Source organism: Streptomyces sp. NPDC001781 (assembly GCF_053596035.1).
The window spans coordinates 54,411-68,259 of sequence record NZ_JBSFFI010000020.1; the positions used below are offsets into that span (position 1 = coordinate 54,411).

15 protein-coding genes are annotated in these 13,849 nt (G+C 73.7%); 8 read left to right on the top strand and 7 right to left on the bottom strand.

The annotated features are described in order from the left end of the window. Positions 1 to 85 precede the first annotated feature (85 nt). Positions 86 to 547: a MaoC family dehydratase gene (locus ACWCV3_RS19505; RefSeq protein WP_451225366.1), complete on the top strand. Its 462-nt coding sequence runs from the start codon at positions 86 to 88 to the stop codon at positions 545 to 547. A 22-nt stretch (positions 548 to 569) separates the two neighbouring features. On the opposite strand, the gene ACWCV3_RS19510 is transcribed toward ACWCV3_RS19505, so the two are convergent. The 3 genes from ACWCV3_RS19510 to ACWCV3_RS19520 all read right to left on the bottom strand — a co-directional run bounded on the left by ACWCV3_RS19510 (position 570) and on the right by ACWCV3_RS19520 (position 2,788). Further along, positions 570 to 1,193, bottom strand: coding sequence for a TetR/AcrR family transcriptional regulator (locus ACWCV3_RS19510; RefSeq protein ID WP_451225369.1), 624 nt, complete (start codon positions 1,191 to 1,193; stop codon positions 570 to 572). A gap of 78 nt (positions 1,194 to 1,271) precedes the next feature. Further along, complete coding sequence (locus ACWCV3_RS19515) at positions 1,272 to 1,559, bottom strand: YiaA/YiaB family inner membrane protein (protein ID WP_451225372.1); 288 nt, start codon at positions 1,557 to 1,559, stop codon at positions 1,272 to 1,274. 77 nt (positions 1,560 to 1,636) lie between these two features. Further along, positions 1,637 to 2,788, bottom strand: coding sequence for an acyl-CoA dehydrogenase family protein (locus ACWCV3_RS19520; protein WP_451225506.1), 1,152 nt, complete (start codon positions 2,786 to 2,788; stop codon positions 1,637 to 1,639). 106 nt (positions 2,789 to 2,894) lie between these two features. On the opposite strand from ACWCV3_RS19520, the gene ACWCV3_RS19525 reads away from it, so the two are divergent. The 3 genes from ACWCV3_RS19525 (at position 2,895) to ACWCV3_RS19535 (ending at position 4,546) form a co-directional block, all read left to right on the top strand. After that, positions 2,895 to 3,536: a TetR/AcrR family transcriptional regulator gene (locus ACWCV3_RS19525; protein WP_451225374.1), complete on the top strand. Its 642-nt coding sequence runs from the start codon at positions 2,895 to 2,897 to the stop codon at positions 3,534 to 3,536. Positions 3,537 to 3,576: 40 nt separating this feature from the next. Then, on the top strand, positions 3,577 to 4,290 hold the full coding sequence (locus ACWCV3_RS19530) for an ArsR/SmtB family transcription factor (RefSeq protein ID WP_451225376.1): 714 nt from the start codon (positions 3,577 to 3,579) through the stop codon (positions 4,288 to 4,290). A 103-nt stretch (positions 4,291 to 4,393) separates the two neighbouring features. Beyond that, on the top strand, positions 4,394 to 4,546 hold the full coding sequence (locus tag ACWCV3_RS19535; RefSeq protein ID WP_451225378.1) for a hypothetical protein: 153 nt from the start codon (positions 4,394 to 4,396) through the stop codon (positions 4,544 to 4,546). A 4-nt stretch (positions 4,547 to 4,550) separates the two neighbouring features. Here the strand turns inward: ACWCV3_RS19535 and ACWCV3_RS19540 are convergent, their stop codons facing one another. From ACWCV3_RS19540 to ACWCV3_RS19550, 3 genes are all read right to left on the bottom strand, one after another. Beyond that, on the bottom strand, positions 4,551 to 5,633 hold the full coding sequence (locus tag ACWCV3_RS19540; RefSeq protein WP_451225381.1) for a Zn-dependent alcohol dehydrogenase: 1,083 nt from the start codon (positions 5,631 to 5,633) through the stop codon (positions 4,551 to 4,553). A 76-nt stretch (positions 5,634 to 5,709) separates the two neighbouring features. Further along, positions 5,710 to 7,968: a molybdopterin oxidoreductase family protein gene (locus ACWCV3_RS19545; RefSeq protein WP_451225384.1), complete on the bottom strand. Its 2,259-nt coding sequence runs from the start codon at positions 7,966 to 7,968 to the stop codon at positions 5,710 to 5,712. An 88-nt stretch (positions 7,969 to 8,056) separates the two neighbouring features. Beyond that, complete coding sequence (locus ACWCV3_RS19550; protein ID WP_451225387.1) at positions 8,057 to 8,665, bottom strand: TetR family transcriptional regulator; 609 nt, start codon at positions 8,663 to 8,665, stop codon at positions 8,057 to 8,059. Between the two features lie 179 nt (positions 8,666 to 8,844). On the opposite strand from ACWCV3_RS19550, the gene hmgA reads away from it, so the two are divergent. The 4 genes from hmgA (at position 8,845) to ACWCV3_RS19570 (ending at position 13,429) form a co-directional block, all read left to right on the top strand. After that, complete coding sequence (gene hmgA / locus ACWCV3_RS19555) at positions 8,845 to 10,167, top strand: homogentisate 1,2-dioxygenase (protein ID WP_451225389.1); 1,323 nt, start codon at positions 8,845 to 8,847, stop codon at positions 10,165 to 10,167. A gap of 87 nt (positions 10,168 to 10,254) precedes the next feature. Next, positions 10,255 to 11,004, top strand: coding sequence for a GntR family transcriptional regulator (locus tag ACWCV3_RS19560; protein WP_451225392.1), 750 nt, complete (start codon positions 10,255 to 10,257; stop codon positions 11,002 to 11,004). A gap of 44 nt (positions 11,005 to 11,048) precedes the next feature. Continuing rightward, positions 11,049 to 12,185, top strand: coding sequence for a type ISP restriction/modification enzyme (locus ACWCV3_RS19565; RefSeq protein ID WP_451225508.1), 1,137 nt, complete (start codon positions 11,049 to 11,051; stop codon positions 12,183 to 12,185). A gap of 47 nt (positions 12,186 to 12,232) precedes the next feature. After that, on the top strand, positions 12,233 to 13,429 hold the full coding sequence (locus ACWCV3_RS19570) for a CaiB/BaiF CoA transferase family protein (protein WP_451225511.1): 1,197 nt from the start codon (positions 12,233 to 12,235) through the stop codon (positions 13,427 to 13,429). 91 nt (positions 13,430 to 13,520) lie between these two features. Here the strand turns inward: ACWCV3_RS19570 and ACWCV3_RS19575 are convergent, their stop codons facing one another. Continuing rightward, positions 13,521 to 13,790, bottom strand: a complete 270-nt coding sequence (locus ACWCV3_RS19575; RefSeq protein WP_451225395.1) for a hypothetical protein — start codon at positions 13,788 to 13,790, stop codon at positions 13,521 to 13,523. Between the last annotated feature and the right edge of the window lie 59 nt (positions 13,791 to 13,849).

The window sequence follows — 13,849 nt, forward strand, 5'->3', positions numbered from 1 at the left end:
CCGGGCCGGACGAGCCGTTGACAGGCGTCGCCCACCCCACCATGCTAAGCAGTTGCTTAGACTGACGACGCGAGAGGCCGGGATCATGGCAGAACCGAGGACCTTCCACTCCCCCGACGAGCTGAAGGCGGCCGTGGGCGAGCAGCTCGGCCACACCGACTGGCTGGAGGTCGACCAGAAGCGGATCGACCTGTTCGCGGAGGCCACCGGCGACCACCAGTGGATCCACGTGGACCCGGAGAGGGCGGCCCAGGGCCCCTTCGGCACCACCATCGCGCACGGCTACCTCACCCTCTCCCTGCTCCCCCTGTTCGGGCCGCAGCTCATCGCGGTCGAGGGCGTGAAGATGGGCGTCAACTACGGCACCAACAAGGTCCGTTTCCCCGCCCCCGTGCCGGTCGGCTCCCGGCTGCGCTCCACCGCGGTGATCACGGACGTGGAGGACGTGCCGGGCGGGGTCCAGGTGTCGGTCGCCTTCACCGTGGAGCGCGAGGGCGGCGACAAGCCGGTGTGCGTGGCGGAGTCGGTGTCCCGGTACCACTTCTGATCCCGGCAGGCGGGCGTCGGGGTCAGCGGGCTCCGACCATCCGCAGGACGAGGCCCGCGTACAGCTCGCCGACCTGCTCGGGGGTGCGCGGGCCGTCCACGCTGAACCAGCGGGCCACGTCGATGCAGAGCGACAGGACGGCGAGCGTGGTGCCCTGCACGTCGGGCACGTCGAACTCGCCGGCGGCCACGCCGTCCTCGATGATCCCGCGCACCTCTGCGTCCACCTGGCGGCGCAGCGCGACGATCTCGGCGCGGGCGTCCGGGCCGAGCGCGTCCAGTTCGTACTGCACGACGCGGGCGGTGGTGCGGCGCCCCGCGTGCCAGCGGACGAAGGAGCTGACGCCGTCGGCGAGACGCTCGGCGGCGCTGCCCTCGCCGCGCGCGGCGGTGCGCAGGATGTCGAGCGCCTTGTCGTGCCCTATGCGGCTGATCCGGTGGAGCAGCTCTTCCTTGGTCTTGTAGTGGATGTAGAGCGCGGCCGGGCTCATCCCGGCGCGGCCCGCGATGTCACGGGTGGTGGTGGCGTGGTAGCCGCGCTCGGCGAAGGCTTCCACGGCGGCGACGAGCAGCCGCCGGGCCGCGTCCGGGGTGACCTCGGCCCACGCGTCGGCCTCGCCGCCGACCGTATCCTCCGCCGTACTCATCGCTCGCCCCTCCTCGGATGACAGGAGGCACCACCATACCGCCGAAGGTGAGCGCTCGCTTAGCGAGACGGGCTCACCTCACAGCTTCTCGAAGGGGTCGTGCGCGGAGAGCAGCTTCTCCACCCGCGCCTGGTCGACTCTGCTGACGATCTGGCCGGCCTCCTGCCTGTCCCGGATCACCTTGGCGAGGGTGAAGGCGGAGGTGACGAGGTAGAGGACGGCGATGGCGAGGAAGCCACGCACCCAGGCGTTGGCGTCCAGCCGGTAGATGCCGATGGCGGTGGCCGTCATGGCGACGGCGAAGGAGGCGACGGCCTGTCCGTAGAAGGCGGCCGTGCTCTGCTGCTTGACGGGTGTGTCGCTCATGGCACCAGTCTCGGCGGACCCGGCGCGGGCCACATCCGCCGAGGTACTCAGTACCCGTACTCAGAAGGGGCGCGGCGTCAGAAGGCGGAGACGCCGGTCAGCGCGCGGCCGATCAGCAGCTTCTGGATCTGGCTGGTGCCCTCGTACAGGGTCATCACGCGGGCGTCGCGCAGCAGCTTGCCGACCGGGTACTCGTCGATGTAGCCGTAACCCCCGAACACCTGCAGGGCGTTGGAGGCGGCGCGCACGGCGGCCTCGGAGGCGAACAGCTTGGCCTTGGAGGACTCGGTGGCGAACGGCTCGCCCCGGTCGACCAGGTCGGCCACCCGCCAGGTGAGCAGCCGGGCGGCGTCCACGTCCACGGCGATGTCGCTGATCAGCTCCTGCACCAGCTGGTGCCGGGCGATGGAGGTGCCGAACTGCTCGCGCTCACCGGCGTACCGGACGGCCGCGTCCAGGGCGGCCTGGGCTATGCCGACGCAGCCCGCGGCCACCGACATCCGGCCCTTGGCGAGCGCGGACATGGCGACGGAGAAGCCCTTGCCCTCGGCGCCGACCATGGCGGAGGCGGGCACCCGCACGTTCTCCAGCACCAGTTCGGCGGTGGCCTGGCCGCGCAGGCCGAGCTTGCCGTGGATGGTGCGGCGGGTGAGGCCGGGCGCGTCGGCGGGGACGAGGAAGGCGGAGACGCCCTTGTGACCGGGGGCGTCGGTGGAGCGGGCGAAGAGGAGCACCACGTCGGCCCAGGTGCCGTTGGTGATGAACATCTTGGTGCCGCTCAGCACGTAGTCGTCACCGTCCCGCACGGCCCGGGTGGTGAGGTTGCCCGCGTCCGAGCCCGTACCGGGCTCGGTGAGGCCGAAGCACCCGATCAGCTCGCCGGAGGTCAGCCCCGGCAGCCACCGCCGCCTCTGCTCCTCGTCGCCCCAGGCCGCGATGGACTTGGCGACCAGGCCGAGGGAGACGGAGACGATCCCGCGCACCGAGGAGTCGCCTCGGCCCAGTTCCTCGGTGACCAGGCAGTACGCGAGATGGTCGCCGCCGCAGCCGCCGTACTCCTCGTCGATGGTCAGACCCAGGAAGCCGACCTCGCCGAGCTTCTTCACGATGCCCCGGTCGACCTCCTCGGCGCGGTCCCAGCCGGCGGAGTACGGGGCGATCTCGCGCTCCACGAAGTCACGGGCAAGCTGCCGTACGGCCGCCTGTTCCTCGCTCAGGCCCAGGTTCACCACGCGATCACCCCACACGGCCTCGGCGGGAACCCGTAAGGCCCTTGAAAGACGTACATTTAAATTAGCAGTGCTAGTTTCTGCCCGCAGCCCTACTATGTGCGCCATGGCCCGACCGCGCAAGCCCCTGCTCAGCACCGACCGGATCGTGCGGACGGCACGAGCCCTCGTGGACGCGGAGGGCCTCCAGGCCGTCTCCACCCGGCGGCTCGCCGCCGAACTCGGGGTGAGCGGGCCCTCGCTCTACAACCACTTCCGCACCAAGGACGAGATCCTGGAGGCGGTCGCGGACTCGGTGAGCGCGCAGGTCGACCTGTCGATGTTCGAGGACGGCCGGGACTGGCGGACCGCGCTGCACGACTGGGCGGTCTCCTACCGGTCCGCGCTGCGCGACCACCCCAACATCGTCCCGGTCCTCGCCCACGGCCCCGGCCGCCGGCCGGCCGGACTGCGGCTGGCCGACGCGGTGTACGGGGGGATGGTCGACGCGGGCTGGCCCCCGGCGCAGGCGACCTCGATCGGCGCGCTGATGCGGTACTTCGTCATGGGCTCCGCGCTCAGCTCCTTCGCGGGCGGCTTCGTGGACGACGCGAGCGCCTACGACCCGGCCGACTATCCCCACCTGGGCCAGGCGCACCTCCTCGCCGAGCAGCAGGAGAAGATCGACGAGCGCGCCTTCGAGGTGGGGCTCGCGGCGCTGCTGGCCGGCCTGGAGGGGCAGTACGGGGAGCCGGAGCACCGGTCATGATTCGGCGGGTGCCGAAGCGTCCGTCCCGCATGCTGTGCACATGACCGCCAGCCAACCGTGCGCAGCCGCCCTCGCCTCACTCGCCGCGCTGCTCGCCGACGAGACGCGGGCCGGGTGCCTGCTGGCCCTGCTGGACGGGCGCGCCTGGACCGCGGGGGAACTCGCCCGGCACGTCGGGGTCGCGCCCTCGACCCTCACCGAGCACCTGAACCGGCTGGTCGCGGGCGGCCTGCTGGCGACGGAGCGCCAGGGGCGGCACCGCTACGTCCGGCTGGCCGGCCCGCGCGCCGCGCAGCTCGTCGAGGATCTGGCGGCACATCTTCCGCAGGACGCGGTGGTCCAGGTCCCCCGCACGCTGCGCGAGGTCAGCACCCAATCCGCCCTGGCGCGCGGGCGCACCTGCTACGACCATCTCGCCGGCCGGCTGGGCATCGCGGTCACGGACGCGCTGACCGCACGCGGGCTGCTGCGCCAGGACACCGGGTTCGCGCTGACCGACGAGGGGCTGGCGTGGTTCCGGGACACGGGTATCGCCGTGGACCGTGCCACCCGGCGCCCGCTGGCCCGCTCCTGCCTGGACTGGACGGAGCGGCGCCCGCATCTCGGGGGCGCGGCGGGCGCGGCGCTGTGCCGGCACGCGCTGGACACCGGGTGGTGCGCCCGCGTGGGCTCGGGGCGCGCGGTACGGGTGACGCCCGCGGGGGCCGTCGCGCTGGCGGAGCTGCTGGGCGTCGACGGGCGGGCGCTGGCCTGAGGCCGCCGGTCCTTTCACCGATTCGATCGAGGAGTCCGATGGACCTCGGTCCGCGTCATCGTCTGCTGGGCGCGACGACGCCGTCCCCGCCCTGGCGGTCCTGATGTCGTGGCTGGCGCTGGGCGGGGTCCCGGGACCGGTGATGCTGGGCGGCGGCGTCCTGTGCCTGGCGGGCGTGGCGGTGGCCCGCTCGCGGCGGCGTACGGGTCCCCCGCAGGTCGTGGACGCGGCGCCCGGCCCCGACCGGGTGCGCTGAAGCCTCAGAACACCACCAGCGCCCGCCCGCCCCGGCCGGCCAGCATGTCCTCGAAGGCCGCCGGGATGTCCTTCAGGGTGATGTGTTCCGTGACCAGGGCCGAGAGGTCCAGGCGCCCCTCGCGGACGTGGGCGGCGATGGCGGGGAGGTCGCGGGCGGGGTCGGAGTCGCCGTAGACGCAGCCTGTCAGGGTGCGGCCCCAGTGGAAGATCTCCAGGGCGTTGAAGGTGACCTGCTCGTCCTTGCCGCCGATGCCGACGACCGTGGTGCGGCCGCCACGGCGGGTGGACTCCCAGGCGGCGCGGATGCTCTGCGCCCGGCCCGCGCACTCCACGGCGACGTCGACGCCCTGCTTGCGGGTGAGAGCTCGGACGGCGCGCGGGGTCTGCTCGTCGGCGAGGACGAAGTCGGTGGCGCCGCAGGCGCGGGCCAGCTCTTCCTTGACCGGCGAGACGTCCACGGCGATGATCTGGGCCGCGCCCGCGATCCGGGCCGCCTGGAGGGTGGCGAGCCCGACCCCGCCGGCCCCGAACACGGCGACCGTCTCGCCGGGCCGGACCCGCGCCGAGTGGTGGACGGCGCCGTATCCGGTGAGGACGGCGCAGCCGAGCAGGGCCGCGTCGGTCAGGGGAACACCCTCGGGCAGGGGAAGCGCGCAGGCCGCCGGTACGACGGTCTCCTCGGCGAACGCGCCGACGTTGAGGCCGGGATGGAGTTCGGTGCCGTCGGCCGTACGGGCGTGGACCCGGGCGGCTCCGTCCAGCGCGTGCCCGCACAGCCAGACCTCGCCCCGCGCACAGGCCGGGCAGCCACCGCACGCCGGAGCCCAGTTGAGGACGACCGGCGTGCCGGGTCCGAGACCGGCCACCCCCTCCCCCACGGCGGTCACCGTGCCCGCGCCCTCATGGCCGAGCACCGCGGGGACCGGTACCCGCATGGTGCCGTTGGACAGCGACAGGTCGGAGTGGCAGACCCCGGCGGCGGCCAGGCGCACCCGCACCTGGCCGGGCCCCGGCTCGGGCAGTTCGATCCCGGTGATCTCCAGCGGGGCCCCGACGGCGGGCAGGACGGCGGCTCGTACGGTCATCGCGCGCGGTCTCCTCGGAAGCGGGGGCGACGGTACCCGGCGGGCACGTCCCCGCCGGCCCACCAAACTAGCGGCGTTAGTTTTCCGGCGCCAGGGCTGCCGGGGCGCCGGCGGGGACGATCCGGACCGGGATGCCGTTGAGGACGGCGTTGCCGGACAGGGGATCGAGGAGGGTGCCGTCGAGGAGCTGGTTGACGTTGACGCCGGGTTCGCGCCCGGCGTGGGTCAGCCGGGTGCCGGGGCGGTCGTGACCCCAGCCGTGCGGGAGGCTCACCACACCGGGCCGGACGGCGTCGGTGATCTCGGCGGGCGCGGTCACCTCTCCCCCGGCGCCCTTGACGCGCACCGCCTCTCCGTCGCGCACGCCGAGACGTTCGGCGTCCTCGGGATGGAGGTGCAGGGTGCAGCGGTTGGTGCCGCCGGTGAGGGCCGGCACGTTGTGCAGCCAGCTGTTGTTGGAACGCAGATGGCGGCGGCCGACCAGGACGAGCCCGGCGGGCCGCTCGCGCAGGGCCTCCCGCAGCCGGGGCAGGTCGGCGGCGATGGGCGCGGGCAGCAGCTCGACCTTGCCGCTGGGTGTCCTCAGCGGCTGGGGCAGGCGCGGGCGGAGCGGGCCGAGGTCGATGCCGTGCGGGTGGTCGAGCAGCCGGGCGAGGGTGAGCCCGTCGGGGCGGGCGCCGAAGCCGTCGCCGTAGGGGCCGAGGCGCAGCATCAGGTCGAGCCGGCGCTCGGGCCCGTCGGCGCCGGTGAGCCGGGCGGCCAGCTCGCGCGGGTCCCGGCCGTGGACCGGGGAGTGGGGTTCCTGGACGGCCTTGCCGAGGGTCTGGTCGATCACCATGGTGTCGACGTCGTCCGGGTCGGCGCCGTGCATGCCGCTCGCCGCAAGGGTCAGCCGGGCGAGTATCTCGGTCTCGGCCATCCTGCCGGGCTCCAGCGGCACGGCGGGCCGGGTGTAGCGGACCTGGTTGCGGACGGCCAGGGTGTTGAAGGCGAAGTCGTGGTGCGGGCTCTGCGCGGGCGGCGGCGGGGGCAGCACGACGTGCGCGTGCCGGGAGGTCTCGTTGAGGTAGGGGTCGACGCTGACCATGAAGTCCAGTGAGCCCAGGGCCTTGTCGAGCCGGTCACCGTCGGGCGCGGACAGCACCGGGTTGGCGGCGATCACGACGAGCGCGCGCAGGGGCTCGCCCTCCGGGGTGGCGGTGTCGATCTCCTCGGCGAGGGCGGAGAGCGGCAACTCGCCCTTGGCCTCGGGCAGTCGCCGTACACGGGAGTGCCAGCGGCCGAGGGAGAAGCCCCGGCCCGGGCCCGCCGGGCGGGGGGTGCGGTCGGTGGCGGCCTGGGGGAAGAGGGCGCCGCCGGGGCGGTCGAGGTTGCCGGTGAGGGTGTTGAGCACGTCCACCAGCCAGCTCGCCAGGGTGCCGTGCGGGACGGTGCAGCTCCCGATGCGGGCGTAGACGGCGGCGGTGGGGGCGGCGGCGAGCTCGCGGGCGAGGGTGCGGATGGTGTCCGGGTCGACGTCACAGGCTCCGGCGACGGCTTCCGGGGTGAAGTCCTCGAGTGCTTCGCGGAGTTCGGGCAGCCCGTCGACGTGCGGCGCGAGGTCGCCGAGGTCGGCCAGTTCCTCCTCGAACAGCACGGTGGCCATGGCGGCGAGGAGCAGCGCGTCGGCGCCGGGCCGGATGGCGAGGTGCCGGTCGGCCAGCCTTGCGGTACGGGTGCGGCGGGGGTCGATCACGGTGAGGCTTCCGCCGCGCGCCTTGAGCGCCTTCAGCTTGCCGGGGAAGTCGGGCGCGGTGCACAGGCTGCCGTTGGACTCCAGCGGGTTGGCGCCGATCAGCAGGAGGTGGCCGGTGTGGTCGAGGTCGGGCACCGGGATGGCGTTGGCGTCGCCGAACAGCAGGCCGCTGGAGACGTGCTTGGGCATCTGGTCGACCGTGGACGCGGTGAACAGGGAGCGGGTGCGGACCGCGCCGAGCAGCACGGCCGGGTAGAGCGCGCCGGCCATGGTGTGCACGTTGGGGTTGCCGAGGACCACCCCGAGGGCGTCGGCGCCGTACCGCTCCACGACCGGGCGCAGGCCGCGCGCGACGGCGTCGAACGCCTCCTCCCAACTGGCCTCGCGCAGCTCGCCGTTCTCGCGGACGAGCGGGGTGCGCAGCCGGTCGGGGTCGGCGTCCAGGGCGCCGAAGGAGGCGCCCTTGGGGCAGATGAAGCCCTTGCTGAAGACGTCGTCCCGGTCGCCGCGCGCGGCGGTGACGCGGGTGCCCTCGATGGTGAGGGTCAGCCCGCAGGTGGCCTCACAGAGGGGGCAGATACGCAGGGCGGTGCGGGGCACGGGTCCTCCCGGAGGGTCGGCGGCACGGCCGTACCGGCTCGGGCGAGCATACCGACCGGTAGGCATGGACGGGAGCCCCTGATGCGGTTCAGTCCAGCGCGCGGCCCAGATACGCCCGCAGCAGCTCCCGTGTCTCGTGGATGATCGCCGGGTCGCCGTCCGGGTCCGCGCGGAAGGCGAGCTGGACGAGGGCGTCCGCGCTCTCCACGGCCACCAGCACGACGCGGCGCAGGTCGTCGTCGGGGGTGCGGTCGAGATGGCCGGCGATGAGGCCGCCGAGCCGGTCCGCGACGCGGGTGTTGGGCGGGGCGCCGCGGGTGCCGACCGGTATCTGGTTGCCGAAGTCCACCAGGGCGAAGCCGGGCGCGGTGCGCTTCATGCCGAGGTACTCGTCCAGGATGACGTCCATCGCGGCCGCCCAGCTCTCCGGCGGCGCCTCCTCCAGTCGCACGGTGACGCGCTCGGCGTAGTCGCGCAGGTTGCGCTGGGCGAGGGCGTCGGCCATCTGCCGCTTGTTGCCGAAGAAGCGGTACACGGAGCCGATGGGCACCCCGGCCCGCTCGGCGACTCCGCGGGTGGTCAGGGCGTCGTAGCCGACCTCGTCCAGGAGGGCGGCGCAGGCGTCGAGGATTCTGGCCAGCCGTTCGGCGCTGCGCCGCTGGACGGGGGCCCGGCGGAGGGATGTCACATGGGGCACGGCCACATGATGCCTCGCCACCGGAAGGCGGAGAAGGGCTGGAGTCCTCGCACGTCCTCCGGGCGGCCGGTTCTCGCGCCACGGCCGGGTGAAGGGCGCGTCCGCCTCTTGCGCACACACCCCGTCATTCCTACGGTGCTCCATAGGAATTACGGAGAAGCGTGCGCAAGGGAGCGATCATGAGCGGGGACGCGCGGAAGACCGCCGAAGCACTGGCGTACCTGACGGGGTTCGGCAACGAACACGCCTCCGAGGCGGTGCCCGGCGCCCTGCCCGAGGGCCGCAACTCACCGCAGCGCGCGCCGCTCGGCCTGTACGCGGAACAGCTCAGCGGTACGGCGTTCACCGAGCCCCGCGCCCACAACCGCCGCTCCTGGCTGTACCGCGTCCGCCCCTCGGCCGCGCACCCCGCCTTCACCCGCACCGCCAACGGCGCGATCCGCACCGCCCCCTTCACCGAGACCGTGCCCGACCCCAACCGGCTGCGCTGGAGTCCGCTGCCCGAGCCGCTGCCGGGAACGGACTTCCTGGCCGGCCTGTGGACGCTGGGCGGCAACGGCGACGCGACCCAGCGCAGCGGTATGGCCGTGCACCTGTATCACGCCAACTCCTCGATGGACCGCGTCTTCTCGGACGCCGACGGGGAGCTGCTGATCGTCCCCGAGCGGGGCGGACTGCTGCTGCACACCGAGTTCGGCCGCCTCCATGTGGAGCCCGCCCATGTGGCGCTCATTCCCCGTGGGGTGCGCTTCCGTGTGGAGCTGCTCGATGAGTCGGCTCGGGGTTATGTGTGCGAGAACTACGGCGCCCACTTCCGGCTTCCCGACCTGGGCCCCATCGGCGCCAACGGCCTCGCCAACGCCCGCGACTTCCGCGCGCCGGTCGCCGCCTACGAGGACGTCGAGGGCCCGGTGGAGGTGGTCAACAAGTTCTGCGGCAACCTCTGGACGGCCACCTACGACCACTCTCCGCTCGACGTGGTCGCCTGGCACGGCAACTATGTGCCGTACGTCTATGACCTGCGGCGGTTCAATGTGATCGGCACCATCTCGTACGACCACCCGGACCCGTCGATCTTCACCGTCCTGACCTCCCCCTCGGACACTCCGGGTCTGGCGGGGGCCGACTTCGTGGTGTTCGCCCCGCGCTGGCTGGTCGGCGAGGACACGTTCCGGCCGCCGTACTTCCACCGGAACGTGATGAGCGAGTACATGGGCCTGGTCGAGGGCGCCTACGACGCCAAGACGGCGGGTCCGGGCGGCTTTGTGCCCGGCGGCGGTTCGCTGCACAACATGATGTCGGCGCACGGGCCGGACCGGGAGACCTTCGACCGGGCGAGCGCGGCCGAGCTGCGCCCGCAGCGGATCGACGACGGGCTGGCCTTCATGTTCGAGACCCGCTGGCCGATCGCCCTCACCCCGGACGCGGCCCGCGCCGATCACCTCCAGCGGGACTACGACGACGTGTGGCGCGGACTGGAGCCGCACTTCCGTGCCTCGTGACCGCTCCGGCTGCCGGCTCCGAGTGGCGACTCCCGTGTGCGACGGCTCCGTTGCGCCGACCGGTTCCAGACAGGTACGGATAGCCGCGTGACCTCCTTCGCCCCGGACTCGATCGTCCTGAACCGCAAGCTGCCCCTCTGGTACCAGGTGTCGCAGTCGCTGCGGGCCTCCATCCTGGGCCGCTCCCCCGAGGACCCGCTGCGGCTGCCCACCGAGGAGCGGCTGGCCGGGCACTACGGGGTGAGCGTGCTGACGATGCGGCAGGCGCTGAAGGAGCTGGAGGACGAGGGACTGATCAGCCGGCACCGGCGGCGCGGCACCTTCATCGAGCCGGGGGTGCGGCGCGGGGCACCGGTCAGGCTGCTCGGCTCGGTGGACGCGATCGTGGCCCAGCAGTCCGGGATGACGGCCGAACTGCTGGACGTCTCGCGGCTCCCGGTGCCGCCCGTGTGGGCGGAGCACTTCCCGGACCTCGCCGAGGTGGCGGTCTACCACCGGCTGCGCGGGGACGCGAAGACCGGCGAGCCGACCAACCACGCGGTCAACCACGTACGCCCGGAGCTGGCCGACCGGATCGACCCGGCCGATCTGGCCCGCTGGCCGATGACCAAGGTGCTGCGGGACGTGGTGGGCGCCGACATCAGCCGGATCACCGACACGGTGGAGGCCCGGCTCGCCGACCCGGAGACCGCCCGGCTGCTGGAGGTGCCGCTGCTGAGCCCGATCCTGCACTACACGGGCGTCACGTACGACACCTCGGGGCGCGTGCTGGACGTGGCCGTCATCCACTACCGGGGCGACCGCTTCTCCTTCACCGTCACCCTGGAGGCGACCTGAGCGCCGCCCCCGTTCCCCTGCCCCGTTCGGACCGAGGCCGTAGCATTCCGGGCGTGACGTACGAGGACGCGCCGCCGCTGGCGGACCTCATGCCGTGGTCCGTCGCACCGCTGCGGCCGGGCCGCGACTGGCCGACGGCCCCCGACCCGGCGTCCCTCAGGGCCCGCTGGACGGCCCTGCTGGCCGCCGAAGGGGCCGCGCGGGAGGCCCTGTTCGAGCCGACCCGGTCGCGCACCGTCCACTCGGCGGTGGCCCAGCTGCCCGGCCGGAACACCGGCACCGAGCGGCTGGCACGGGCCTCGGGACCGTGCCCGGAGCCGGTGCGGGTGCTCGCGGCGCCGTTCGACGAGCGCTGGCTCATCCCCGACCACCGGCTGATCGACCTCGCCCGTCCGGAGCTGTGGCGGGTGGCGGACGAGCGTCAGGTGTTCGTGGTGGAGACGGGTGCCGGGTTGCTTGCGACCTCACTGCCGCCGACCCTCGCCGCCGGACGCGTCCGCCCGCTGTACCGGCGTCCCGGCGGCGCCGAACCCAATCTCGCGCCGGGCCTGCTGGACGAGTTGGCGGTACGGCTCGGCTTCCGGCCCGCGGCGGCGGACGTGCTGGCGTGGACACTGACCGCGGTCCAGGCCGACCTCACCGTGCCGCTCACCGGGGACCCGGAGGTGTGGGCGCGGGGCGTGGCGGCCGGCCGGCGCGCGCTGTGGCTGATGCGCCGGGACGGCGAGCGTCCCAGGCTGCCCGGCGGCCGCCGCCCGTACGTCCGCGCACCGCTGCCCCCGTACCCGCGCAGCCTGCGCTACGACCCCGACGACGAGGCCCTGTTCCTGGACGAGGGCCGCGTCTCGCCCGTCCCGCGTGCGGCCTGGGAGCACGAGGTGGCCGGGGTCCGCACGCTGGAAGCCTGGATCACGGCCCGGACGGCCTCCGGTGAACCGGGCACCCTGACCGCGATCGGCCCCCGGACCTGGCCCCAGAGCTGGACGTCGGAGCTGCTGGAGCTGGTCACGGTACTGACCCTCCTGGCCGAACTCCCCGGCGCGGGGCCGGTGTCGCGGCCGATCACGGCAACGGAACTCCGGACGGCGGGAGTTCTCCCGCCCGCACCCCCGACCCGGCGCCCCGCCTCGGTGCTGGACCACCGGGAGGAGGGGCCGGAGGGACAGTTCGCCCTGCTCTGACGAGGTGCCGGGTGACAGCGGCGGCCCGCCGGGAGATCATCGCGGGCATGGATCTGCTGCCGCCGCCCCTGGAGGGCGTCACCGTCGTCGCAGTCGAACAGGCCGTGTCCGCCCCCTTCGCCACCCGCCAGCTGGCCGATCTCGGCGCCCGGGTGATCAAGGTGGAGCGGGTCGACGGCGGTGACTTCGCACGCGGCTACGACACCGCCGCCGAGGGACTGGCCTCGCACTTCGTCTGGTGCAACCGGGGCAAGGAGTCCATCGCGCTGGACCTGAAGGACCCGCGCGGCCTGGACGTCGTGCGGCGGCTGATCGCGGACGCCGACGTGTTCGTGCAGAACCTCGCGCACGGCGCGGCGGCCCGGATGGGCCTGGACGCGGCCACCCTGTGCGCGGCGGACCCGCGACTGATCGCCGTGGACATCTCCGGGTACGGAGGCTCCGGGCCGTACGCGGGCAAGCGGGCGTACGACATGCTCGTGCAGTGCGAGGCCGGGCTGGTGTCGGTCACCGGCACGCCCGAGCGGCCGGTGAAGGCGGGCATCCCGGCGGCGGACATCGCGGCCGCCATGTACGCCTTCTCCGGGGTGCTGGCGGCGCTGGTGCGACGCGGTGCGACCGGGCGGGGCGGCCCGGTGGAGGTGTCGATGCTGGAGGCGCTGGCCGAGTGGATGGGGCATCCGCTGCACCACACGATGCACGGGGGCGAACCTCCGGCGCGCACCGGCCTCGCGCACGCCGTGATCGTGCCCTACGACTCCTACCGGACGGCGGACGGTGGCCGGGTGCTGCTGTCGGTGCAGAACGACCGGGAGTGGCGGCGGCTGGCCGAACAGGTCCTTCGAAGGCCGGAGTTGGCCCAGGACCCGGCGTTCGCGACCAATGCGGCGCGGGTGGCCGGGCGGGAGCGGACCGACGCGCTGGTCGCCGGGGCGCTGGGCGCGCTGACGGCGGACGAGGCGCTGGCGCGGCTGGAGACGGCGGGGATCGCGTGTGCGCGGATCAGGGATCTGACGGAGCTGGCGGAGCATCCGCAGCTCGCCGCGCGGGAGCGGTGGCGGCGGGTGGGTTCGCCGGTGGGACCGCTGCGCGCGCTGCTGCCGCCCATCACCCTGCCGGGGGGTGCGCAGACGCGGCTGGGGGACGTGCCCGCGCTCGGCCGGCACACCGACGCGCTGCTCCGTGCTCTGGGGATGACGGACGACGAGATCGCGGCGTTGCGCCGGGACGGTGTGGCGGCCTGAGCGCGGTCGACGCGCGCAACTGCGGGGCGGGGCGCCTGTTCGGGGCCGGGCCGGGACCGGGCGGAACTCCGGGGAGTCCGCTCGGTACGGCTCAGTGGCTGCCGAACAGTGACCGGCGCAGCCGGCGCAGAGGCGCGAAGAGAGAGACCCGGCTGACGCGGACGCGCCGGTCGCTGCGCTGACGCACGGTGTCCCGCGCGGTCAGTTCACGCATCAGCGACGTCGCCTCGACCGTCTTCTGGTGCGGTATGGCAGGTCCGCCGAGCACCGCGAGGTGGCGGTCCAGACGCCTGCTGGTCGCACCACTGCCGCAGGTGATCGCAGGGACCCTGGCCCTGCTGCGCATTGCTATCTGCTCCATGTCACTCCCCACCCGTACCAATCCACCCGGCCCACGGGCAGAGTAACCCTATCGTCCCC